Origin of the sequence: Mycolicibacterium gadium (assembly GCF_010728925.1) — a bacterium.
GTDB lineage: Bacteria > Actinomycetota > Actinomycetes > Mycobacteriales > Mycobacteriaceae > Mycobacterium > Mycobacterium gadium.
The window spans coordinates 3,616,742-3,637,980 of sequence record NZ_AP022608.1; the positions used below are offsets into that span (position 1 = coordinate 3,616,742).

Genomic DNA, 21,239 nt, shown 5'->3' on the forward strand with positions numbered 1-21,239 from the left:
CGCCGATCTTGAATTAGGGTCGTGAGGTGCCCGCACCACTGCCGCAGCCGGTCACGGCGCCGCTCACACCTGCGGCCATCTTCCTGGTGGTGACCATTGACGAAGGCGGCGAGGCAGCTGTGCACGACGGGCTCGGAGATATCGCCGGACTGGTGCGTGCGGTCGGTTTCCGCGACCCCGACAAGCACCTATCGGTGGTGACGTCGATCGGGTCGGACGCGTGGGACCGGCTCTTCTCGGGGCCGCGGCCGGCGGAGTTGACCCCCTTCATGGAGTTGTCCGGCCCACGCCACCACGCGCCGTCGACGCCGGGGGACCTGCTGTTGCACATCAAGGCGATGTCGATGGATATGTGTTTCGAGTTGGCGGGCCGGATCGTCAAGGCGCTGGGCGCGGTCACCGTCGTCGACGAGACGCACGGATTCCGCTTCTTCGACAACCGCGATCTACTTGGGTTCGTCGACGGCACCGAGAACCCAGAGGGTCCACTTGCGGTGTCCGCCACCGAGATCGGCGATGAGGATCCCGATTTCGCCGGTGGCTGCTATGTGCACGTGCAGAAGTACGTACACGACATGTCGTCGTGGGATTCGTTGTCGGTCACCGAGCAGGAACTGGTGATCGGACGCAGCAAGCTCGAGGACATCGAGATGGCCGACGACGTCAAGCCGGCGAACTCACACATCGCACTTAACGTCATCGAGGACGCGGACGGCACCGAACTGAAGATCGTGCGTCACAACATGCCGTTCGGTGAGATCGGAAAGGACGAATACGGTACGTATTTCATCGGCTACTCGCGAACTGCCGCGGTAACCGAGCAGATGCTTTCCAACATGTTCCTCGGTGATCCGCCGGGCAACACCGACCACATCCTGGAGTTCTCCACTGCCATCACCGGCGGGAAGTTCTTCACGCCGATCGTCGATTTTCTCAACGACCCTCCTCCGCTTCCGGATTCGGAGGCAGCACAAGACGTCCCCGCCGATGCCGGCCTGCCCGTCAGGGACGGCTCGTTGGGCATCGGCAGCCTGAAAGGAACCCGTTGATGAACAACCTGTATCGCGAGCTCGCTCCGATCACCGAAGCCGCCTGGGACGAAATCGAGCTGGAGGCGACCCGAACGTTCAAACGGCACATCGCGGGGCGGCGCGTCGTCGACGTCAGCGAGCCGGGAGGCCCGGTGACGGCGGCGGTCAGCACCGGCCACCTCCGTGATGTGTCCCCGCCGGGCGAGGGCGTGGTGGCACACCTGCGGGAGAGCAAGCCGCTGGTGCGCCTGCGCGTGCCGTTCACGTTGAGCCGCACCGCGATCGACGATGTCGAGCGTGGCTCGCAGGACTCGGATTGGGATCCGGTCAAGGAGGCCGCGAAGAGACTGGCCTTCGTCGAGGACCGAGCGATCTTCGAGGGTTACGGCGCAGCGTCGATCGAGGGCATCCGGGCTTGCAGCAACAATCCTGCGCTGGCGCTACCGAGCGATGTCCGCGAGATCCCCGACGTCATCTCCCAGGCGCTGACCGAGCTGCGGCTGGCCGGTGTCGACGGGCCGTATTCGGTGCTGCTGTCGGCAGACGTGTACACCGAGGTCAGCGAGACGACCGAGCACGGCTATCCGATTCGCGAGCACCTCAACCGGCTGGTGGACGGCGAGATCATCTGGGCGCCCGCCATCGATGGAGCGTTTGTGTTGTCGACGCGCGGTGGCGATTTCGATCTGCAGCTGGGGACCGACGTATGCATCGGCTACCTGTCGCACAACGCGGAATCCGTCGAGCTGTATCTGCAGGAGACGCTGACCTTCCTGTGCTACACCGCAGAAGCGTCTGTGGCGCTGGCGAAGTAGCTAGGCCAGGCTCCGGGCCAGGCGCTCGATCGCCTTTCCGTCGGTGAGTTCGTCGCGCACTTCCGGATGCTCCCAATAGAACCGGACCAGTTCGCGCAATGCCTTGCCGTCCGGCGTCATCGCACTCGCCGCGATCGTCGGCGTACGGTCATCGGACATGACGAACACGATCGGACCGGACCTGGCCCACTTCTTGTCGCTTGACTCGTCAGTGACGTTCTTCACCTGACCCCATTCGCCGGACTCAGTCCGCCAGCTTTCTTCCAGTTCAAATCCGCTGGGCGTCAGGCGTAGATACTTGGTGCTGCCCCGACGAAAGTATCGCCACAGCATGGGCACACCCATCAACACGAGAACGCCGGACGCGAATGGTATTGAGTACCGCATGGAGTGCGGTATCGCAATAGTCACCCTTCCCGCGGGGGCGAAAATCGTGTAAACCGCACACGCCGTCACAGCGCCGAGCAGCCCGATATACAACGGCATTTCAACGCCGCGATCGGGCCGGAACGTCGTTCCTCCCTCGTCCACGTTCACACGCGGAGCGGCTTTCCCGGGAATCACCGTGAAGAGCGGGATGAGGAAACCGAAGCAGAACGTTGCGAACCCGAATGCGACGACGGCATTGAGGAACTCTCCGTGGACGACAAAGATCACGGTCCACGCCGCGGTGAAGACACCGAAGCTGACGCAGAACAGCCCCGAGCAGATCGCGGTCGCACGCTTCATCAACGGCACACAATATTGCCGATGATGCCGCCGAGGTAACCGAACGCCGCCCCGCCGGCTATGTCGCCGACAAACGCGAGCGCCGGAGCAGCCCCAGGAGCACCCGCCGCGGTGATTCCCCCTGCGAAGGCAGCACCGGTCGCCATACCACCCCCGATTGCCGCACCACCCGAAATCGCTGCAACACAGGCGTCCTCGAAGGTCTTCGCCGTCACCGTGTCGTACAGCGCCACCGCCACCCCGAGCGTCGGGCCGCCGTACTTGCCGACCTTGCCCAGGTTCTCCACGGACTGCGGTGACAACATCGGGATTCCGCGCGCGGCCTGCTCCTCGAGACCGGTGAGCGCTCCGCCGACGGTTGTCAGCGCCGGGTGTGAGAAGAACTCGTCGGGCAGGGCGCCGTGGCGGCCATCGCCCGTCGTCACACCGCCGGTGCACTTGCCGTCCGCGGTCCGCGTCATCGTGACCTCGGTGCCGTTGGCGAATCTGATGGACGTGAACTTCGTTCCGTCATAGTGCGTCTTGTCTTGCGAGAACGTGCTCGACACCTCATGTCCGTTCTTGTCGTAGTACGTGTCCTCGACACACGGCAGCGATTCGTTCCACTCGTAGATTTCATGTCTACTGCCGTCCATCATGAGCAACGTCTTGCGCACCTGACCGTCCTCGGTGATCCACTCCTTGCTCTCCCGCACGGTCTGCGCCATGTCGTTGTCGCGGAAGACGCCCTGTTGCATCAGGCCGTAGAGGTCCATCGGATTGGGGACCTCGTCGGCGGGTCGGGCCATTCCGACGCCAGGAAAGAGACGGTGTGGATCGTCGGGGCTGGGCATCGTGAAGCCGAAACTCTCTGCCGCAGCTTGTATCTGGGACGCAGTAGTGTCGTCGGCGTCGCCGACGGCAGTCAGCAACCGATTGATCTCAGCCTGCTCTGCCTTCGCCGCAGCCTGCAGGTCGGCCGCCTTCTCCGCCGAGACGCGGGCCGGTTTGATGAGCACCACCCACATGTCGTTGACCAAGAGTTCGCCACGATCGACTGCGTCGGCGTGATTCAGCAGCGCGGTACGAGCGGCGCTGATTGCGACCGCGCCCTTCGACAGCGCGGCCGCCACGCCTTCGGTGTAGTGGCTGAACTTCGAACTGGCATCCGTTGCACGGTGAAACATCGCCGCCGCGGCATCATGCGCAGGCCCGCCCCATGCGCGGGCCTCGGACATGCGGTCGCAGCCGTCGTCCAGGTTGCGCACCGCGCGGTACACCGCTAGGCCCGCGTCGCTGAGTGTCGATGAGCCATTCTCGGCTGCGTCGGGATTCCAGGTCCGCAGCTGTGATCGTGACGGAATCACGGGTCAGAACAACCCGTCGAACGCGCCGGCGAGGGCGCTGTCTTCCACCTCGTACGTGTCGCCGGCGCCGCGTACCGCGGCGCCCATCTTGGTGATGTTCGTACCGATGTCGTTGCCCTGCTGCGCGATGTGCTCACCCGCGAGGCGCATCGCCCATTGCGTGGTGGACCCTGCGAGCCCGTCGGCAGCCGTGGTCGCCTTGAGCCCGATGTTGGTGGTCGTTATGGCGCCGGACTCCGTATTCACCTGTGCAGCAAATGCGCGCAATACTTCGGGATCGACTAACACGGTCTTGAACGTAACACCGGTCACCGGACCGTCAGCGCACCAGTTTCACTAGGACCGCTACGCGGCCAACACCTGGTCCAGAGCGGAGTAGAACAGGCCAAGACCGTCGTCGGACGGCCCGGTCAGCGCCTCGGTGGCGTGTTCGGGATGGGGCATCAGACCGACAACCCGGCCGTTGGCCGACGCGATCCCGGCGATGTTGCGCATCGAACCATTCGGGTTCTCGCGGTAGCGGAAGACGACCCGTCCCTCACCCTCGAGCTCGTCGAGCACGTCGTCGCTGGCAACGTACCGGCCCTCCCCCGACTTCAGCGGCACCAGCAGGTCGGCACCCAGCTCGTACCGCGATGTCCACGCCGTCGTATTCGATGCCACCTCGAGCCAGAGGTCGCGGCACACGAAATGCAGACCGGCGTTGCGGGTCAGCGCACCGGGAAGCAACCCGGCCTCGCACAAGATCTGAAATCCGTTGCAAATACCCAATACCGGGAGACCCCGCGCCGCTGCGCCGACGACCTCACCCATCACGGGGGCGAACTTCGCGATCGCACCGGTCCGCAGATAATCGCCGTAAGAGAAGCCTCCGGGCACCACCACGGCGTCCACCTTCTTGAGGTCGGCGTCGGCGTGCCAGAGACTCACGGACTCCGCACCGGCGAGCCGGACCGCCCGCGCCGCGTCGACGTCATCGAGCGTGCCGGGGAAGGTGATCACACCCATCCGGACCGTCACGACCCGTCCCCCGCCGGTTCCCGGCTCACGCTCCAGTCCTCGATGACGGTGTTCGCCAGCAGCGACTCGGCGATCTCGGCGAGCGTGTCGTCGTCGATACTGTCATCGACTTCAAGCTCAAACCGCTTGCCTTGCCGCACATCTGAGACCGCGCCGAAGCCGAGACGACCCAGCGCGCCGACGATCGCCTGCCCCTGGGGGTCGAGGATCTCGGCCTTCGGCATCACATGCACTACCACCCTTGCCACGGCGACCACTCTACCTGCGGGTTCTGCCGGGCCGCCTCACCGGCACGATCCGATGTACGCATCGCACAGCGGGGCCGCCAGCGCGTCGAACACCTGCGCGTCCGGCGCGGCTGACCAGGGCACGAGCGGCGGCAGTGTCGACCACATGGCCAATTCCACGACGGTGCTGCTGGACGGGTGGGCGAACAGGTACTGGTGAACCACCCGTTGACCGGGCACGCTGATCACCGCGGCCAGCCGAAACGGATCGCTCGTCGTGATCGACGGGGAAGCGAGCGGAGCGGTGACCTGGCAGTCCCGCAGCCGCGCTCTGGCCAGATCCAGGGTCTGCGTGGCCGTCGGCCCGAACTGCGCGGTGGGGCCGCGCCAGTGAATGACCTGCGCCCGCAGCTGCCACTGCCCGGGCGGCTCGGTCACCGTCGCAATCGCGGCCACCGCATAGTCCCTGGCGTCGGCGATGAGCGGCGGCGACGCGCACATCTCCTCGAAGATGAACCGTGGCGCGGGCGCTCTGACGGCAAGACCGGCAAGGCCGGGCCAATGATAGACCGCGTCGAGCGGAATGGCGGACGGTGCGATCCACGCCGGATCGGGGATGGCGTCGCAGATCGGCGGGCAGATGCCGGGCACCGCGGAGGCAGTCGCCGGGGCGATGGTCAGCCCGCACGTCGCGACAGCCAACGCCCACAACAATCGCACGTCTGCACTACCCCCTGGAGAACGCCTGCGCGCACAATATAGGAATGCAATTGACGCATTTCGGCCATTCGTGCTTACTCGCCAACTTTCGCGACGATTCGGCGAACAAAACCACGATTCTTTTCGATCCGGGTACGTTCTCCCACGGATTCGAGGGCATCACCGGCCTGTCTGCCATCCTGATCACCCATCAGCATCCCGATCACGCCGACCGGGAGCGCCTGCCCGCACTCCTCGACGCCAACCCGCAGGCCGCGCTGTACGCCGATCCACAGACGGCCGCCCAGCTCGGCGGTTCATGGCAGGCGGTCAACGTCGGCGACGAATTGAGCATCGGACACCTCACCGTCCGCGGCACCGGCGGGCGCCATGCGGTCATCCATCCGGAAATCCCTGTGATAGACAACATTTCGTATCTGGTCGGCGATGCCACCCATTCGGCACGACTGATGCATCCCGGCGATGCATTACACGTTCCCGGCGAACCGGTCGACGTGCTCGCGACACCGACCGCCGCTCCGTGGATGAAGATCTCAGAGGCGGTGGACTACCTGCGCGCGGTCGCTCCTACGCATGCAGTCCCGATCCATCAGGGCATCGTCGACCCCAGCGCCAGGGGCATCTTCTACGGCCGGCTCGAGGAGATGACCGACACCGACTTCCAAGTGCTCGCAGAGGAGAACGGCACGGAGTTTTGATTCGCGTCTGGGCGGCGGAGTTCTGAGTGGTGCGCGCACGGCGCCTGGTGTTCAGTGGCCACATCGCGGGATTCGGAACCGAAGCGGGTGTCCGGATGGTCGTCGGGGCGTGGGAGGAGTCGCCGTTCGGCCGCTTCGCCGACGTCATGGTCGAATCGGCGGACGGTGAACGCACCTTACTCGCACCGACATCCGTCATCGCCGAATTCGTCTCGCAGACCTACACTTTCGACCGGATAGAACTCGGCGAGGTTGATGTCCGGCGCACCGCCGAGGGGTTCAGCGTCACCGCGCCCGGCCTCGCGGTGTCCGGCAGCCTCGGCGGTCCCGCGCCGTTCGACTGGTTGCTCCGGTTGGTACCACCGAGACTGATGAGAACGCCGGCCTGGCTGCGCCTCATCAATCCGCTCGCGACGATGCTGGTGCCGGGCGTTCGGACCGCGGGCAGCGCGGGCAATGGGCGTCGCGAGTACTACGGGGTCGGGCGCACGAGGCTCATCACAGCTGTCGACGGCACATTCGAAGGAGACGACGTCGGCGGGCTCACGGCGCTGCATCCGCCGGTGCGGTTCGGGTTCTCGTCCGCACCGTCGACACCGCAGTTGGTCGCGGTGACCACCACCATCGACCTGCCCTAGCCGACGTCCCTCGCCGCCGCCCGACCCGCCGCACGGCCGGAGAACACGCAGCCGCCGAGAAAGGTTCCCTCCAGCGAGCGGTAACCATGCACGCCACCGCCCCCGAATCCGGCAGCCTCGCCCGCGGCGTACAGCCCGCTGAACACCGAACCGTCGGCCCTCAACACCCTGGAATCGAGATCGGTTTCCAAGCCGCCCAAGGACTTGCGGGTCAGGATGTGCAGCTTCACCGCGATCAGCGGACCTGCCTTGGGGTCGGTGATCGGGTGTGGCGCCACGACGCGGCTGATCTTGTCGGAGATGAACGCGCGCGCACCGTGGATCGCCGTGATCTGGCTGTCCTTGGTGAACTTGTTGACGGTCTCCCGGTCGCGGGCGGTGACTTCCCTTTCCACGACGTCGTAGTCGAGTTGCTCGACGTCGGGCACCGCGTTCATCTTGGATACCAACTCCGGCAACGAATTCGCCGTCACGAAGTCGACGCCCTTGTCGACGAAGGCCTGCACCGGCGGCGGCGCACCCGGCCTCACGCGGCTCAACACTTGGCGCACGCTACGCCCGGTCAGATCGGGGTTCTGTTCCTGCCCCGACAGACTGAACTCCTTCTCGATGATGCGCGCGCTCAGTACGTACCAGGTGTAGTCGTGACCGGTCTTGGCGATGTACTCCAGCGTGCCGAGGGTGTCGAAGCCGGGGAACAACGGCGGCGGCAGACGCCTGCCGGTGGCGTCCAGCCACAGTGATGACGGGCCGGGAATGATGCGGATGCCGTGCCGCGGCCAGATCGGGTCGTAGTTGGTGATGCCCTCGGTGTAATGCCACATTCTGTCGCTGTTGATCACCCGCGCGCCTGCCGTCTCGCTGATGCCGATCATCCGGCCGTCGACGTGCGCGGGGACACCACTCAGCAATTGCTCGGGAACGCGACCCATCCGCGTCGGCCAGTTCTGACGGACGAGGTCGTGGTTGCCGCCGATCCCCCCGCTGGCGACGATCACCGCCTGCGCCCGCAATTCGAAGTCGCCGACGGTCTTTCGGGACGACGCCTCACCACGGGCCGCATCGGACGGTTCGAGCACCGCGCCGCGCACGCCGACCACCGCGCCGTCCTCGACAACAAGCTCGTCGACCCGACGGCGATGCGCGAAGGTCACTTTCGCGTTCCCGCTAAGCCGGCGGGCGAACACCTCCACGATCGCCGGTCCGGTGCCCCACGTGATGTGGAACCGCGGGACCGAATTGCCATGTCCGCGAGCGTCATAGCCGCCGCGCTCGGCCCAACCGACCACAGGGAAGGTCTTCAGTCCACGCTCGCGCAGCCAGCCGCGCTTCTCGCCGGCGGCGAAGTCGACGTAGGCGTGTGCCCACTGCCGCGGCCAGTGGTCCTCGGGCCGGTCGAATCCCGCAGCGCCGAGCCAGTCCTGCAGCGCGAGCTCATAGCTGTCGCGGATGCCGAGCCTGCGCTGTTCGGGGCTGTCGACGAAGAACAGCCCGCCGAACGACCAGTACGCCTGACCACCCACATTGTTGGCGTTCTCCTGGTCGACGATCAGAACCCGGCGGCCACGTTCGACGAGCTCACACGCGGCGACCAGACCGGCGAGACCAGCTCCTACGACAATGACATCAGCGTCTGTCATGCCGCCACGTTAGCGGCCGCGGGCTACGCGGCGTCTGTCAATGCGCTGTACGGCGTCCATTGATAGACGACGGGCGTGCACTGGTACATGAGGGAGAGGTCGACAGCGTCGAGCATCGCCTGCCGCGGTCCGGGCCTACGCAGATGACGGGCCGCCACGGCGACCCGAACAACGCCGTCGCGTCGTGCCGTGCGTTCGGCGGCGAGCACCAACGTGCGACACCACCATGGCTCGGTGAGAAAACCCTCACCTATGCCGAGCACCCGGGCACGCACAGTCGTGTCACGCACCAGATCCGTGATCTCGTTGAGTGCCGCGAGCATGCGAAAGCCGTTGCGAGGCAGCGCCGTGACCGTCCCAGCCGACACGGTCCAGCCTGGCGCGACGAACAGTCGGGTGCGCAGCCCGACGTGTTCCATCACCCGGTCAGCGGCCATCAGTCGCAGGTTCGCCTCGTGTGCGGGCAGGGTCGCGAACTCACCGCGCCGTTTCTTGGTGCTCGCTTCGTCGAAACCGTGCAGCACGATCGCATCGCCCGCGTCGCGCCGGCGGCTCAGCCACTCGACGGTGGGGGTGTCTTCATCGAGCCGGTATCCACCTTTGATTCGCGGTGCCACCAGAAACGACACCGGCACTGCGCGCGCGTCGAGCTGACCGCAGAAGTCCTCGACCTCTCCCATGGTGCGGTCGCTGATCCCGGAGATCGAGACGATCAGTTGTCCAGCCACGCGCTCAAGTGTGGCAACTGCAGGTGTCGCAACGGTTTCTGACACCCTGCGCGCAGTTGTCCATCCGGTGCGAACTACCGGGGCAGCACTTCTTCGATCGCCGCGACGACCTCAGGGGCGTCCGGTTCGGTGCGCGGTCGGATCCGCTTGACCACGGTGCCACCCGGTGCGAGTAGGAACTTCTCGAAGTTCCACTGGATGTCGCCCGCTTCACCTGCGTCGTCGGCCGTCTTGGTCAGCTCGGCGTACAGCGGATGCCGGCCGTCGCCGTTGACGTCGGTCTTCTCCAGCAGCGGGAACGTCACCCCGTAGGTGGTCGAGCAGAACTCCGCGATCTCCTCGGCCGAACCCGGCTCCTGACCCATGAACTGGTTGCACGGCACGCCGATCACGGTGAGCCCGCGGTCCCGGTAGTCCTTGGCCAGCCTCTCCAGCGCCGTGTACTGCGGCGTGAGGCCACATTTGGAGGCGACGTTGACCACCAGCGCGGCTCCGTCGGCGAGTTGGCCGAGCGTGGTCGGCCGGCCGTCGAGCGTGGTCAGTGGGATGTCGTTGAGCGATGTCATGCCTGGCACGCTACCCGCTCTTGAACAGCATCCCCGCGACTCGGTGCACCGTCTGCATCGGATCGGCGCCGTCGTCGATGGCTGGGACGTTGCCGTTCAACCACAGCAGCGAAAATCCGTGCACCAGAGACCATGCCGCCAGTTGCGCGGCCCGCGGGTCGTTCTCGGCCCGCGCGTCGTCGAGAGTGCCGACGCCACGGACGAGTTCGGCACCCGCCGCGTCCTGCGCCGAGATCAGCTCCTCGTTGTCGGGATCGACGAGCGAGCGGTCGAACATCACCGCGTAGTGACCGGGATTCTCGAGTGCGAAACCCACGTATGCCCTTGCTGCGTCGATGAACTCGGGACGGGCACCGTCGAGAGCGGTCGCCAGCTTGCGCCAACCTTCGGCAGCCAGCGCGGTGAACAGCCCACGTCGGTCGGTGAAGTGATGCGCCGGGGCGGCGTGCGAGACCCCGGCGGCACGAGCCAACTCCCGAAGCGAGATCCCGTCGGCACCCCGCTCGGCGACCAGTTCGGCCGCCTCCGCGAGGATCACGGCCTTCAGGTCGCCGTGATGGTAGGAATCCCTGGTCATCCCGTGATCATACCGTCGATCTTGACAACGCCTAGATCTAGGAACGGTCGAGCAGTTCTTCTTCGTACGCGCCGCCGACATGGTTGGCCTTGGCGGCGTCGAGCAGCCATGCGTACTGGAACGCCGCTTCCTTCCACCGCTCGTAGCGTCCGCTGATGCCGCCGTGGCCGGCGTTCATCTCGGTCTTGAGCAGCACCTCGGGTGCGGCCTCGGGATGGGTGTGCCGCAGTGCGGCCACCCATTTCGCAGGTTCGACATACAACACGCGGGTGTCGTTCAACGACGTCATGGCGAGGATGGGCGGATATCGCTTGGCCTCGATGTTCTCGTACGGCGAGTAGGACTTCATGTAGTCGTATACGTCGCTGTCCTGCAACGGATTACCCCACTCGTCCCATTCAGTCACGGTCAGCGGCAGGGACGGATCCAGGATGGTGGTCAGGGGATCGACGAACGGCACGAGGGCGAGGACGCCCGCGAACAGTTCCGGAGCCATGTTGACGACGGCCCCGACGAGCAGCCCGCCCGCGCTGCCGCCGTAGGCGACCATGGTCTCGGCCCGGGTGATGTCGGTGTCGACGAGATGCTGTGCAACGGTGACGAAATCGGTGAACGTGTTCTTCTTCTCGAGCAGCTTTCCGTGCTCGTACCAGGGGCGCCCGAGCTCACCGCCGCCTCGGACGTGGGCGACCGCGAACACCATGCCGCGGTCGAGCAGCGAAAGGCGGGCGATGGAGAACCGTGGATCCTCACAGGACTCGTAGGCCCCGTAGCCGTACAGCAGCGTCGGTGCCGGGTACTGCAAGCCGATGCGGTGGACTATCGAGATCGGAACCCGCGCGCCGTCGGCAGCGACGGCCCAGTCGCGACGCTCGACGTAGTCCTCGGACCGATACTCGCCGAGCACCGGTTGCTCGCGCAGCAGCGTGCGCTCCCCCGAGGCCAGGTCGACGTCGTAGATCCGCACCGGGATGACGAAGGAGGTGGCGCCGATCCGCAGCTTGGGTGAGCTCCAGTTCGGGTTTCCCCCCAGCCCCGCCGACATCAGTTCCGATTCGAAGGTGAGTTCCTCGGGATGGCCGTAGGTGCCGTTCGCGTAGATGGGCCAGAGCTGGATCTTCGGCAATGCCTCGCTTCGGTAGCCGACGACGAGGTGTCCCTCGAACGCATCGACCGAGTCGAGGCGAACGTCATCGCGGTGCTCGATCAGCGTGCGGAACGTCATCGGGTCCGACACCGGTGCCTCGACGAGCGCGAAGTTCTCCGCACCGTCGTTGTGCAGGATCAGGAATCGATCCTCACCGCCGACGATGGCGTGTTCGACCGAGTACTCGACCAGCTCGCGGCGCGGCCAGACCTGGGTGAACTCTGTCTGCGGGTCCACAGCGTCGCCGTATCGGACCTCGGTCGTCACGGCGCTACCCGCGGCGATGAGAACGTACTTGTCACTGCGCGTACGCCCCACTGCCAGCCAGAACTTCTCGTCGGCCTCGTGATACACCCGCTCGGCAGGTAGACCGGATCCGATGCGGTGCCGCCACACGGTGTCCGGCCGCCACGCATCGTCGACCGTCGTGTAGTAGACGGTGCGGTTGTCTGCGGCCCACGTCACGCCTGCACTAATGCCGGCGATCTCGTCGTCGTACATCGCGCCGGTTCGCAAGTCCTTGAACCGCAACGTGTATCGCTCATCGCCATTGGTGTCGACCGAGAAAGCGAGGACGTTCCCGTCGATGCTGACCCCCGCGGCGCCCAGCGCGAAGAAGTCGTGGCCCTCGGCCTCCACGTTCTCGTCGATGAGGATCTGTTCGCCGGGGATCGCGGTCTGCTCGTCAAGCTCCGGCGGCGTCCAGTCGTTGAAATCACCTATCGGACAACGGCAATGCACGTTGTACTGCTTGCCCTCGAAGCTGCGGCCGTAGTACCACCAGTCGCCGCGCCGGGTGGGCACCGAGAGGTCGGTCTCCTTGGTGCGGGCCTTGATCTCGTCGAAGATCTTCTGCCGCAGGTCCGCGAGGCCCTCGGTGGCGTTGTCGGTGAACTCGTTCTCCGCCTCGAGGTACTCGGTCACTTCGGGATCGGTTTTGTCGCGCAGCCACTCGTAGGGGTCGATGAAGACGTCGCCGTGATGCTCTCTTCGATGACTTACCCTCTTCGCGACGGGTGGTTTCATGAGGGTCGCCCTATCCAGGAGTCGAACTTCAGGCCCGAGATGCGTTCGTAGGCTTCGATATAACGCGAACGGGTCGCGTCGACGATTTCTGCCGGCAGCGGCGGCGGTGGTTTGTCTCCGTGCCGGTCCCAACCGGACTCCGGGCCGATCAGCCAGTTGCGGACGAACTGCTTGTCGAAGCTGTTCTGCACGACGCCTTCGGAGTACTCCTCGGCGCGCCAGTAGCGCGACGAGTCAGGCGTGAAGATCTCGTCGGCCAGCCGCAGGTTGCCGTCGGAGTCGACACCGAACTCGAACTTGGTGTCGGCGACGATGATGCCCTTGGTCAGCGCATGGTCGGCGCCCTGGATGTAGGTCTGCAGCGTGCGCTCGCGCAGTTGGTTCGCCCGCACCGCGCCGACCAGCTCGATGACGTCGTTGAAGGAGATGTTCTCGTCGTGCGCGCCCAGTTCGGCTTTGGTCGCCGGGGTGAACAACGGCTCGATGAACCGGCTGGCCTCGACCAGACCGGACGGCAGCGGGATCCCGCACACCGAACCGGTCTTCTGGTAGTCGATCAGCCCTGAGCCGGTCAGGTAGCCGCGCGCCACCGCTTCGACGGGCATCATCTCGAGTTCGGTGACCACCAGCGCCCGGCCCAGGACATCCTCGGGGATGCGTTCGTCGTCGGGTGGGCCCGCCAGATGGTTGGGTGCGTCGACGAGGTCGAAGAAAAACACGCTCATGGCGGTCAGAATCCGACCCTTGTCGGGGATCTGACTGTCGAGGATGTAATCGAAGGCCGAGATGCGGTCGGTGGCGACAAACAGCAGGTGCTCGTCGTCGATTCGATACAGCTCACGAACTTTGCCGCTGGCCAGATGCTGGTAGTCGGACAGAGCGGGACGCATCGGGCCAGCCTATCGGGCAGCATCGGCATCATGAGTTCGCGGTTTCTTCCCTATGCCACCACGCCGACCCGCCTGCTGGCCCAGTTGATCAGCGACATCGTCGTGATCACCTGGGCTGTGATCTGGGTGCTGATCGGCATGGCCGTCCACTCCGCCGTGTCCACGATCGCCGAAGTGGGCCGTAAAGTGCGGGACGGCGCCAACGGCGTCGCCGACAACCTCAACTCAGCCGGTGACAACACCGACGACTTCCCGCTCGTCGGGGACTCGCTGGCCAAACCCTTGCGGGCGGCGGCCGAGGCCGCGCTCGACATCGCCGGTGCCGGGCAGAGCCTCGACTCGACGGCGTCGTGGCTGGCGTGGGTGCTGGCGCTGGCGGTTGCGGCCCCGCCGATTCTTTTCGTCGCACTGCCCTGGCTGTTCCTGCGTATTCGGTTCTTCCGTCGCAAGTGGATTGCAATCACGTTGGCGCGAACGCCCGCGGGTGAACAGTTGCTGGCGATGCGGGCGTTGGCCAATCGCCCGTTGAACAAGCTGCTGGCGGTCGACGAGGACCCCGTCGGAGCGTGGCGCAGCTACGACCCCGTGGTCATCCGCGGCCTCGCGGCGTTGGAATTGCGGGCCGCCGGCGTCCGACGCGTTCGCCAATAAGCGATTTGTGCACGTCTAGCGGCGGTGAGCGCCGGTAAGTGTGCACAAATCGCATCGAGGGGAACCATTTGCGAGTTCACGCGCGTCCGAACTCGCGTGCTCGAGGACTATCTGCGTGACCACGACGGGGTCATCACGCTCGTCCAAGCGCGCGCCGCCGGCCTCAGTCACGACGCTGTAAACCGACGGGTCCGCTCGGGCGCATGGCTTCGGTGTACGCCCGGTGTCTACTTCGTCGCTGACCGACCGTTCACCGAGGCCGCGAGAATTCGTGCTGCGGTTTGGTCCTACGGCCCGCAGGCAACGGCGAGCGGACTTGCCGCCGCGTGGTGGCATGGGCTCACTCGATATGCACCCGACCCCGTGGAAGTAACGGTGCCCAAGGTCAGCAACCACCGCCGACGATATGGCGTCCGTGCTCGGCGACGCGATCTGAGCCCCCGCGACGTTGTCGAACGCAATGGCTTGCGGGTGACCGCGCTCCCGCTGACCGTCGTCGAGGCAGCGGTACGTCGACGCGACGGAGCGAAGCTGATGGACCGCGCCCTGCAGCGTCACGTCGAGCTCGAACAGCTTTGGCGCGCACACCTGCGCAACAAAGGCAGGCATGGTTCACCCGCCGCCCGCCAGTTGCTACAAGCCGCCGGGGACGGCGCGCGTTCGGAGGCTGAGCGTCTAATGGTCAAACTCCTGCGAGATGCACGATTCACTGGATGGAAGACCAACTATCCGGTCGGCGGCTACAAGGTCGACATCGCTTTCCCGAAGGAAAAGATCGCCATCGAGGTCGACGGCTGGGCATTTCACAGTGACGAAGAAGTTTTCCAGCGCGACCGCACGCGCCAGAACACGATATCGCTCAGTGGCTGGCAGGTGCTGCGGTTCACCTGGCTGGATCTGACGGAGTACCCGCAGCGCGTAATCGCTGAAATCGCAGCAGCTCTCCGACAGCCACGATGAGCCACGCCGCGAACGCGATCCAGAAGAACGCCAGTGAGATCACGACGAACCACCGCCAGCCGGTCTCCACGAACATCGCATAGGTCGCCGACGAGTACATTCCGAATGGGAAGACCGCGGGCCAGCCAAGCCCCACCGATCGCCGGACCGCCACGTAGCCGAGCACCGGAATCCACACCGTCGCCACGATCCACGTTGCGATTGTCACCGCGCGCACGCCGTCGGCGATCGGCCCGGGAATCAGCGCGTGATGCAGATGGTCACCGGCCAGCGTCGCAATCGCTATGCCGCCCATCAGAATCCATACGTCAGGCTGAACCAGCTCCGCCGACGACGCATCGTGGCGCACCCGCCAGAGCACCAGTGATGTCATCGCCAGATACAGACAGATGCCGAGCACCCAGAAAATGAAAGCCCAGAAGACGACGTCGAGTTCGGCGAAGACGATCGCCAACCCGGACGTCGCGACCGCAGCGAGCTCCCATCCGCCGCGAGCACGATCGCGCAGCCCCGTCCACCGGTGCCGCCACATCGAGCGAGCGGAGATCGGCGCCAACGACAACCAGCCCTGCAACGCCATGCCCCCCAACACCCACAGCACGATGCGATGATCGGCCAGCCGCGTACCCACCACCGCACACGCCGCGACATAGGTGAACAGCGCCAGTGTGACGTCGGGATCGCGCATATCGAACTCGCGCCATGCCTTGGCCACCAGAAACATCAACACCGGCAGCCCAACTGCGGCGAAGACAATCAGGATCTCACTGATGACACCGAGGCCGTGATCCGCGGCCGCGATCGACACGATGCCGGTCGCCATGACCGCCGCGAATACGTCGGGTCTCACGGCCGTAGTTCGACCACCATGTGGCGGATACCCGTGTGCCGGTTGCTGCGCGTCCACTCGACAGGCTTGACCAGCCGCACCGATCCGAACCGCGTCAGCAGCTCCTCATAGAGCACCCGCAGCTCGAGCCGCGCCAGGTTCGCGCCGAGGCAGTAGTGCACTCCCTGGCCGAACCCCAAGTGCGGGTTGGGTTTGCGCGTGATGTTGAAGGTTTCGGCATCCGCGAACACCAGCGGATCGCGATTCGCCGAGCCCTCCCAGATCTGCACCTTATCGCCGGCCTTGATCTCGCAGCCCGCCAGCTCCGCGTCGCGCGTCGCGGTTCGCCTCTTCGACGGCGACGGCGACGTCCACCGCACCATCTCCTCGACCGCGGTCGGCAGATGTGTCAAATCCGAACGCAGCGCCTGGAATTGGTCCGGATACTCGATCAACGCCAACAACCCGCCCGCGACGGCATTGCGTGTGGTCTCCGCACCGGCGCTGAACAGCAAGCTGAAGAACAGGTACAGCTCCATGTCCGAGAGGCTCTCGTCCTCCACCGTCGCGTTTGCGACCACCGACAGCATGTCGTCGGTCGGCGCGGACCGCTTCGATGCGATCAACTCCTGGCCGTAGGTGTACATCCGCGAACCGGCTTCCTCCGCGGTCAACTGCCCCACTGAGGCCTTCCGCGAGCCTCCGAAATCGAACTGCGGCTCGATCGCCTCGAACAGCCAATGGCGTTCGGATTCAGGCACTCCCAGCAGTATGCAGATCATCTGCATCGGCAGCTCGGCGGCCACGTCGACCAGGAAATCAAAGGCACTGCAGGGCTCGATGTCGTCGAGCAGTCGACGGGCGCGGCTCCGCAGATCGTCTTCGACGCGGGCGATCATCCGCGGTGTCAGACCCGAGCTGACGAGGCGGCGGATGTGGGAATGCCGCGGATCGTCCATCATGTTGAGGACCTGTCCCGCAACCGCCAGATCCTGCAGCAGCGTGCCACCGAACGGCCGGGCTCCCCCGGTCACCGACGAGTACGTCACCGGATCCCGGAACACCGCAAGGGTTTCGGCGTGGGTCGCGACGGACCAGAACCCTTCGTGGTCGGGCGTGTTGGCGGTCGGCTCGTGCCAGTAGACGGGCGCCTCGCGACGGTGCACCGCGAATAGCGCATGCGGAAAGCCGTCGGCGAAGTTGTCCAGATCGGTGAAGTCGATCCCGGCCAGCGCACCCGCCACTGAAGTCACAGGATCGCGCCCGACGTGTATTTGGCGGCCTCCGGATACCGGCTGACCAACTCGCCCACCGCTTCCACGACCCGGTCCACCTGATCGCCGGCCGCACCCGTGAACGCCTGCTTGTCCGCCAGTGCCGCCTCCAGCGACATCCGGTCCAGCGGCAGTCGCGAGTCTGCGGCCAGCCGGTCGAGCAGGTCGGGCTCCTGGCCCTTCTCCCGCATCGCCAGCGCCACCGCGACGGCGTGTTCCTTGATCACCTCGTGAGCGGTCTCCCTGCCGACGCCTGCGCGCACCGCCGCGATCAGGATCCGCGTCGTCGCCAGGAACGGCAGATACCGGTCGAGCTCGCGCTGAATCACCGCCGGATAGGCGCCGAACTCGTCGAGCACGGTCAAAAACGTCTCCGTCTGCCCGTCGATCGCGAAGAACGCGTCGGGCAACGCCACCCGCCGCACCACCGAGCAGAAGACGTCGCCTTCGTTCCACTGCGCGCCCGCGAGTTCGGCTGCCATCGACGCGTAACCGCGCAGCACCACCTGCAGCCCGTTGACACGTTCGCAGGAGCGCGTGTTCATCTTGTGCGGCATCGCCGACGAGCCGACCTGGCCGGGCGCGAAACCCTCGGTCACCAGTTCGTGGCCCGCCATCAGCCTGATCGTGTGCGCCATCGATGACGGTCCCGCACCGGCCTGCACGAGAGCCGAGACGACATCATGGTCCAGCGACCGCGGATATACCTGGCCGACACTGATGAAAATCTCTGTGAAGCCAAGGAATTCGGCGACACGCCGTTCCAGATCGGCCAGTTTCGACGCGTCGCCGGAGAGCAGGTCGAGCATGTCCTGCGCGGTGCCCATCGGGCCCTTGATGCCGCGCAGCGGGTACCGGTCGATGAGTTCACGCAGCCGGGTCAACGCGACCAGAAGCTCCTCGGCGGCCGACGCGAATCGCTTACCCAGCGTGGTGGCCTGCGCGGCGACGTTGTGCGAACGTCCCGCCATCACCAGGTCGCGATAGACGACGGCGCGCTCGGCGAGCCGGGCCACCACCGCGATACCGTGCGAGAACACCAGTTCCAGGGAGCGACGAATCTGCAGCTGCTCGACGTTCTCCGTGAGGTCGCGAGACGTCATGCCCTTGTGCACATGCTCATGGCCCGCCAGCGCGTTGTATTCCTCGATGCGCGCCTTCACGTCGTGGCGGGTCACCCGCTCGCGCGCCGCGATCGACGCAAGGTCGACGTCCTCGAGCACCCGCTCGTAGTCCTCGATCACGCCTTCCGGCACATCGACGCCGAGTTCAGCCTGTGCTCTCAGCACCGCCAACCACAGCCGCCGCTCGGCCATGACCTTCGCCTCCGGCGACCAGATGGCCACCATCTCGTCGCTGGCGTACCGGTTGGCCAGCACATTCGGGATCGACACAAACACACAGCTTACGGCCCGGGTAAGGCAGTCTTGCCGTATGTACTTCGTTGGGCTTGATCTCGCATGGGGTGAGAAGAACCAGACCGGCGTTGCGGCCATCGATGCCGACGGCAGGCTGTTGCACGTCGGGGCCGCCGGGGACGACAACAGCATCATCGCCGCGATCGCGCCCTATACCGGCGACGCATGCCTGGTGGGTATCGACGCCCCCCTGATAGTGAAGAACGCGACGGGCCACCGTCCCGCCGAGGCCGCTTACAACCGCGACTTCCAGCGCTTCGAGGCCGGCGCGCGCCCGGCCTTCACCGACAAGCCCGAGTTCAAGCATCCCCGCGGCGCGCGGCTCGCCGAAGCGCTCGGTCTCGAGCTGGACCCGTCGTCGGATGCGAGCAGGCGGGCGATCGAGGTCTTCCCGCATCCCGCGTCGATCGTCCTGTTCAATCTCACCAAGACCCTCAAGTACAAGCGCGGACCGTTCGACGAGCGCAAGGCTGCGCTGCTGACGTTGATGACTCATATCGAGGGCCTCGACGCGGCCACTCCGAGGTTGCGCGTCAATCGCAACGTCGCGTGGGTCGCGCTGCGCAAGCGGGTCGAGGCGGCCACCCGGCCGTCACAGCTGGACCGCGACGAGGATCCCGTCGACGCGGTCATCTGCGCCTACGTGTGCGCCTACTGGTACGACAGACCCGAAGACGTCACCATCTACGGCGACGCCGAAAGCGGATACATCGTCACCCCGACGCTGCCGGGTGACCGTGTCAAGAAGCCGAATCAGACCGCAGCGCAATCGGGTTCGGACGATATCGTTGCCCGGCTCGAGCAGGTGCAACAGATGATCGAGCGGGCTCAGCGTGAGCTCACCGCGATCCGCAGACAACTCGGGGGTTAGTCCGGCGTTTCGGCCAGCTGGGTGGGATCGGTGATGGCCGTCTGCTTGATTCCGAGTTGCTTGTTGATCGCCAGGGTGATCAAGAAGAGCGCGATCCCGACGAGCAGCAGTGCGCCGGCCAACAGATACTGCGAACCCGGACGGCCCGACAGCGGAGTCACCAGGTACAGCGATGCGATGCAACCGATCACAGGCAGCGCTGTCGGCGTCTTGAAATGCCCGCCTGCCTGCTTGACGTCTCGGCGGAGCACCAGCACCGCGATGTTGACCATCGCGAAAACCGCAAGCAACAGAAGCGAAGTCGTGCCACCGAGCACGGAGACAGCGCTGTCGCTGGCGAAGGCGGACACGTAGAAGATCAGCCCGAATGCGATGACCGTCGTGAAGATGATGGCCACCCACGGAGTGCGCCGGGTCTTGTGCACCGAACCCAATACCGGGGGCAGTACGTGTTGGCGCGCCATGCCATAGATCAATCGGCTGGCCATGAGCATGTTGATCAGGGCCGTATTGGACACCGCGAACATCGTGATGAACGGGAAGATCGTGTCGATCGGCAGCCCGGGCGCCGCCGCCTCGACGACGTCGACAAGCGGGGTCTTGCTCTCCCTGAGGTCACCGATCGGCACCAGTGCCACCGCGATGATCGACACGAGGACATAGACGACACCGGCGATCGTCAGGCCGCTGAGGAGAACCTTGGGGAAGATCCGCACCGGGTCCTTCGTCTCCTCGGCCATGTTGACCGAGTCCTCGAAGCCGACCATCGCGAAGAACGCCAACGAGGTCGCCGCTGTCACCGCCACGAAAGTACTTCTATCGCTTTCACTTTCGAAAAGGATGATCCGTGAGAAGTCGAGGTTGTCGCCGCCCTGCGTGAACGCCCAGAGTCCGACGATGATCACCATCAGCAGGCCCGTGATCTCGATGATCGTGAGGAAGACGTTCAGTTTCACGCTCTCGCTGACGCCGCGGAAGTTGATCGCAGCGAGGCCCGCCATGAACGACAACGCGATGACCGCGATTCCGACCTTGCCCCAGTCCAGTCCGAAGCCCTTGATCAAGTTGGACGCGAACGCCTGCGACGCGGTGGACGCCGAGGTGATACCCGAGCACATCACGACGAAGGCGACGATGAAGGTGAAGAAGTGGATGCCGAATGCCTTGTGCGCGTAGAGCGCTGCGCCCGCCGCTTGCGGATACTTGGTCACCAGCTCCAGATATGAGAATGCGGTGATGGTCGCGATCACGAACGCGAGCAGGAACGGCAGCCACGCTGCGCCACCGACCTCGCCGGCCACCTGCCCGGTGAGCGCGTATACGCCGGTGCCGAGAATGTCGCCGACGACGAACAGCAGCAGCAGTCCCGGGCCCATCACCCGTTTCAGCTCCGGCTGACCCTCCGCAGTTTCCGGCTTTGTCACGATGCGCCTCCCGC

General features: G+C 65.4%; 23 protein-coding genes. 7 read left to right on the forward strand and 16 right to left on the reverse strand.

The annotated features are described in order from the left end of the window. The first annotated feature begins 26 nt into the window (after positions 1–26). Positions 27–1,049: a Dyp-type peroxidase gene (locus G6N36_RS17805; RefSeq protein ID WP_163688180.1), complete on the forward strand. Its 1,023-nt coding sequence runs from the start codon at positions 27–29 to the stop codon at positions 1,047–1,049. Further along, entirely contained in the window at positions 1,049–1,846 is a 798-nt protein-coding gene (locus G6N36_RS17810; RefSeq protein ID WP_163688182.1) for a family 1 encapsulin nanocompartment shell protein, read from the forward strand. Before G6N36_RS17805 ends, G6N36_RS17810 begins: the two co-directional genes overlap by 1 nt. On the opposite strand, the gene G6N36_RS17815 is transcribed toward G6N36_RS17810, so the two are convergent. Genes G6N36_RS17815 through G6N36_RS17840 form a run of 6 tightly spaced genes read right to left on the reverse strand, consistent with a single transcriptional unit; the run spans position 1,847 to position 5,888 of the window. Further along, positions 1,847–2,575, reverse strand: a complete 729-nt coding sequence (locus G6N36_RS17815; protein ID WP_163688185.1) for a hypothetical protein — start codon at positions 2,573–2,575, stop codon at positions 1,847–1,849. After that, positions 2,575–3,921, reverse strand: coding sequence for a hypothetical protein (locus tag G6N36_RS17820; protein WP_163688187.1), 1,347 nt, complete (start codon positions 3,919–3,921; stop codon positions 2,575–2,577). Before G6N36_RS17820 ends, G6N36_RS17815 begins: the two co-directional genes overlap by 1 nt. Before the next feature lie 3 nt (positions 3,922–3,924). After that, the gene (locus G6N36_RS17825) at positions 3,925–4,209 is read right to left on the reverse strand and encodes a type VII secretion target (RefSeq protein ID WP_163688189.1); all 285 of its coding nucleotides are present in this window, start codon (positions 4,207–4,209) and stop codon (positions 3,925–3,927) included. Positions 4,210–4,266: 57 nt separating this feature from the next. Then, positions 4,267–4,941, reverse strand: coding sequence for a phosphoribosylformylglycinamidine synthase subunit PurQ (purQ, locus tag G6N36_RS17830; RefSeq protein ID WP_163688191.1), 675 nt, complete (start codon positions 4,939–4,941; stop codon positions 4,267–4,269). Beyond that, positions 4,938–5,189: a phosphoribosylformylglycinamidine synthase subunit PurS gene (purS, locus tag G6N36_RS17835; RefSeq protein ID WP_083127467.1), complete on the reverse strand. Its 252-nt coding sequence runs from the start codon at positions 5,187–5,189 to the stop codon at positions 4,938–4,940. The genes purQ and purS overlap by 4 nt, the downstream gene beginning before the upstream one ends. Positions 5,190–5,225: 36 nt before the next feature. Next, positions 5,226–5,888 (reverse strand): ATPase, encoded by a 663-nt coding sequence (locus tag G6N36_RS17840; RefSeq protein WP_163688192.1) that lies wholly within the window; start codon positions 5,886–5,888, stop codon positions 5,226–5,228. 44 nt (positions 5,889–5,932) lie between these two features. On the opposite strand from G6N36_RS17840, the gene G6N36_RS17845 reads away from it, so the two are divergent. Next, on the forward strand, positions 5,933–6,586 hold the full coding sequence (locus G6N36_RS17845; protein ID WP_163688194.1) for an MBL fold metallo-hydrolase: 654 nt from the start codon (positions 5,933–5,935) through the stop codon (positions 6,584–6,586). 26 nt (positions 6,587–6,612) lie between these two features. Then, positions 6,613–7,224 carry a hypothetical protein gene (locus tag G6N36_RS17850; RefSeq protein ID WP_179964807.1) on the forward strand — a complete coding sequence of 204 codons (612 nt, stop codon included), beginning with the start codon at positions 6,613–6,615 and terminating at the stop codon, positions 7,222–7,224. Here G6N36_RS17850 and G6N36_RS17855 read toward each other — a convergent pair. From G6N36_RS17855 to G6N36_RS17880, 6 genes are all read right to left on the reverse strand, one after another. Beyond that, positions 7,221–8,864 (reverse strand): FAD-binding dehydrogenase, encoded by a 1,644-nt coding sequence (locus tag G6N36_RS17855; RefSeq protein ID WP_163688196.1) that lies wholly within the window; start codon positions 8,862–8,864, stop codon positions 7,221–7,223. The two genes, G6N36_RS17850 and G6N36_RS17855, sit on opposite strands and share 4 nt — an antisense overlap. 23 nt (positions 8,865–8,887) lie before the next feature. Beyond that, positions 8,888–9,592 (reverse strand): DUF2334 domain-containing protein, encoded by a 705-nt coding sequence (locus G6N36_RS17860; RefSeq protein ID WP_163688197.1) that lies wholly within the window; start codon positions 9,590–9,592, stop codon positions 8,888–8,890. 74 nt (positions 9,593–9,666) lie between these two features. Further along, positions 9,667–10,158: a glutathione peroxidase gene (locus tag G6N36_RS17865; RefSeq protein WP_163688199.1), complete on the reverse strand. Its 492-nt coding sequence runs from the start codon at positions 10,156–10,158 to the stop codon at positions 9,667–9,669. A 10-nt stretch (positions 10,159–10,168) separates the two neighbouring features. Then, positions 10,169–10,735: a TetR/AcrR family transcriptional regulator gene (locus tag G6N36_RS17870; RefSeq protein WP_163688201.1), complete on the reverse strand. Its 567-nt coding sequence runs from the start codon at positions 10,733–10,735 to the stop codon at positions 10,169–10,171. A gap of 37 nt (positions 10,736–10,772) precedes the next feature. Next, a complete protein-coding gene (locus G6N36_RS17875; protein WP_163688203.1) occupies positions 10,773–12,908 on the reverse strand; it encodes a S9 family peptidase in 2,136 nt (711 codons plus the stop codon). Further along, on the reverse strand, positions 12,905–13,798 hold the full coding sequence (locus G6N36_RS17880) for a phosphoribosylaminoimidazolesuccinocarboxamide synthase (protein ID WP_163688205.1): 894 nt from the start codon (positions 13,796–13,798) through the stop codon (positions 12,905–12,907). The genes G6N36_RS17875 and G6N36_RS17880 overlap by 4 nt, the downstream gene beginning before the upstream one ends. A gap of 30 nt (positions 13,799–13,828) precedes the next feature. Here G6N36_RS17880 and G6N36_RS17885 point away from each other — a divergent pair, with 30 nt between their 5' ends. Together G6N36_RS17885 and G6N36_RS17890 are read left to right on the forward strand one after the other, a co-directional pair. Beyond that, positions 13,829–14,449 carry a hypothetical protein gene (locus tag G6N36_RS17885; protein WP_163688208.1) on the forward strand — a complete coding sequence of 207 codons (621 nt, stop codon included), beginning with the start codon at positions 13,829–13,831 and terminating at the stop codon, positions 14,447–14,449. 96 nt (positions 14,450–14,545) lie between these two features. After that, entirely contained in the window at positions 14,546–15,409 is an 864-nt protein-coding gene (locus G6N36_RS17890; protein WP_163688210.1) for a type IV toxin-antitoxin system AbiEi family antitoxin domain-containing protein, read from the forward strand. Here the strand turns inward: G6N36_RS17890 and G6N36_RS17895 are convergent. From G6N36_RS17895 to purB, 3 genes are read right to left on the reverse strand one after another with little or no spacing between them, the layout of a single operon-like run. Then, a complete protein-coding gene (locus G6N36_RS17895) occupies positions 15,333–16,259 on the reverse strand; it encodes a tellurite resistance/C4-dicarboxylate transporter family protein (protein WP_179964808.1) in 927 nt (308 codons plus the stop codon). The two genes, G6N36_RS17890 and G6N36_RS17895, sit on opposite strands and share 77 nt — an antisense overlap. Next, a complete protein-coding gene (locus G6N36_RS17900; protein ID WP_163688213.1) occupies positions 16,256–17,491 on the reverse strand; it encodes a cytochrome P450 in 1,236 nt (411 codons plus the stop codon). Before G6N36_RS17900 ends, G6N36_RS17895 begins: the two co-directional genes overlap by 4 nt. After that, on the reverse strand, positions 17,488–18,906 hold the full coding sequence (gene purB, locus G6N36_RS17905; RefSeq protein ID WP_163688215.1) for an adenylosuccinate lyase: 1,419 nt from the start codon (positions 18,904–18,906) through the stop codon (positions 17,488–17,490). Before purB ends, G6N36_RS17900 begins: the two co-directional genes overlap by 4 nt. 40 nt (positions 18,907–18,946) lie before the next feature. Between purB and G6N36_RS17910 the strand changes: the two genes are divergently transcribed. Further along, on the forward strand, positions 18,947–19,801 hold the full coding sequence (locus G6N36_RS17910) for a DUF429 domain-containing protein (RefSeq protein ID WP_163688217.1): 855 nt from the start codon (positions 18,947–18,949) through the stop codon (positions 19,799–19,801). Here G6N36_RS17910 and G6N36_RS17915 read toward each other — a convergent pair. Beyond that, a complete protein-coding gene (locus G6N36_RS17915; protein WP_163688219.1) occupies positions 19,798–21,225 on the reverse strand; it encodes an APC family permease in 1,428 nt (475 codons plus the stop codon). The genes G6N36_RS17910 and G6N36_RS17915 overlap by 4 nt on opposite strands. Positions 21,226–21,239 lie beyond the last annotated feature (14 nt).

What these genes read in the sequence shown, in the direction of transcription:
- G6N36_RS17855 (WP_163688196.1), bottom strand. Translation starts at nt 8,864, where the DNA reads ATGACAGACGCTGATGTCATTGTCGTAGGAGCTGGTCTCGCCGGTCTG.
- G6N36_RS17875 (WP_163688203.1), bottom strand. Translation starts at nt 12,908, where the DNA reads ATGAAACCACCCGTCGCGAAGAGGGTAAGTCATCGAAGAGAGCATCAC.
- G6N36_RS17865 (WP_163688199.1), bottom strand. Translation starts at nt 10,158, where the DNA reads ATGACATCGCTCAACGACATCCCACTGACCACGCTCGACGGCCGGCCG.
- G6N36_RS17870 (WP_163688201.1), bottom strand. Translation starts at nt 10,735, where the DNA reads ATGACCAGGGATTCCTACCATCACGGCGACCTGAAGGCCGTGATCCTC.
- G6N36_RS17845 (WP_163688194.1), top strand. Translation starts at nt 5,933, where the DNA reads ATGCAATTGACGCATTTCGGCCATTCGTGCTTACTCGCCAACTTTCGC.
- G6N36_RS17910 (WP_163688217.1), top strand. Translation starts at nt 18,947, where the DNA reads ATGTACTTCGTTGGGCTTGATCTCGCATGGGGTGAGAAGAACCAGACC.
- G6N36_RS17815 (WP_163688185.1), bottom strand. Translation starts at nt 2,575, where the DNA reads ATGAAGCGTGCGACCGCGATCTGCTCGGGGCTGTTCTGCGTCAGCTTC.
- G6N36_RS17880 (WP_163688205.1), bottom strand. Translation starts at nt 13,798, where the DNA reads ATGCGTCCCGCTCTGTCCGACTACCAGCATCTGGCCAGCGGCAAAGTT.
- G6N36_RS17885 (WP_163688208.1), top strand. Translation starts at nt 13,829, where the DNA reads ATGAGTTCGCGGTTTCTTCCCTATGCCACCACGCCGACCCGCCTGCTG.
- G6N36_RS17810 (WP_163688182.1), top strand. Translation starts at nt 1,049, where the DNA reads ATGAACAACCTGTATCGCGAGCTCGCTCCGATCACCGAAGCCGCCTGG.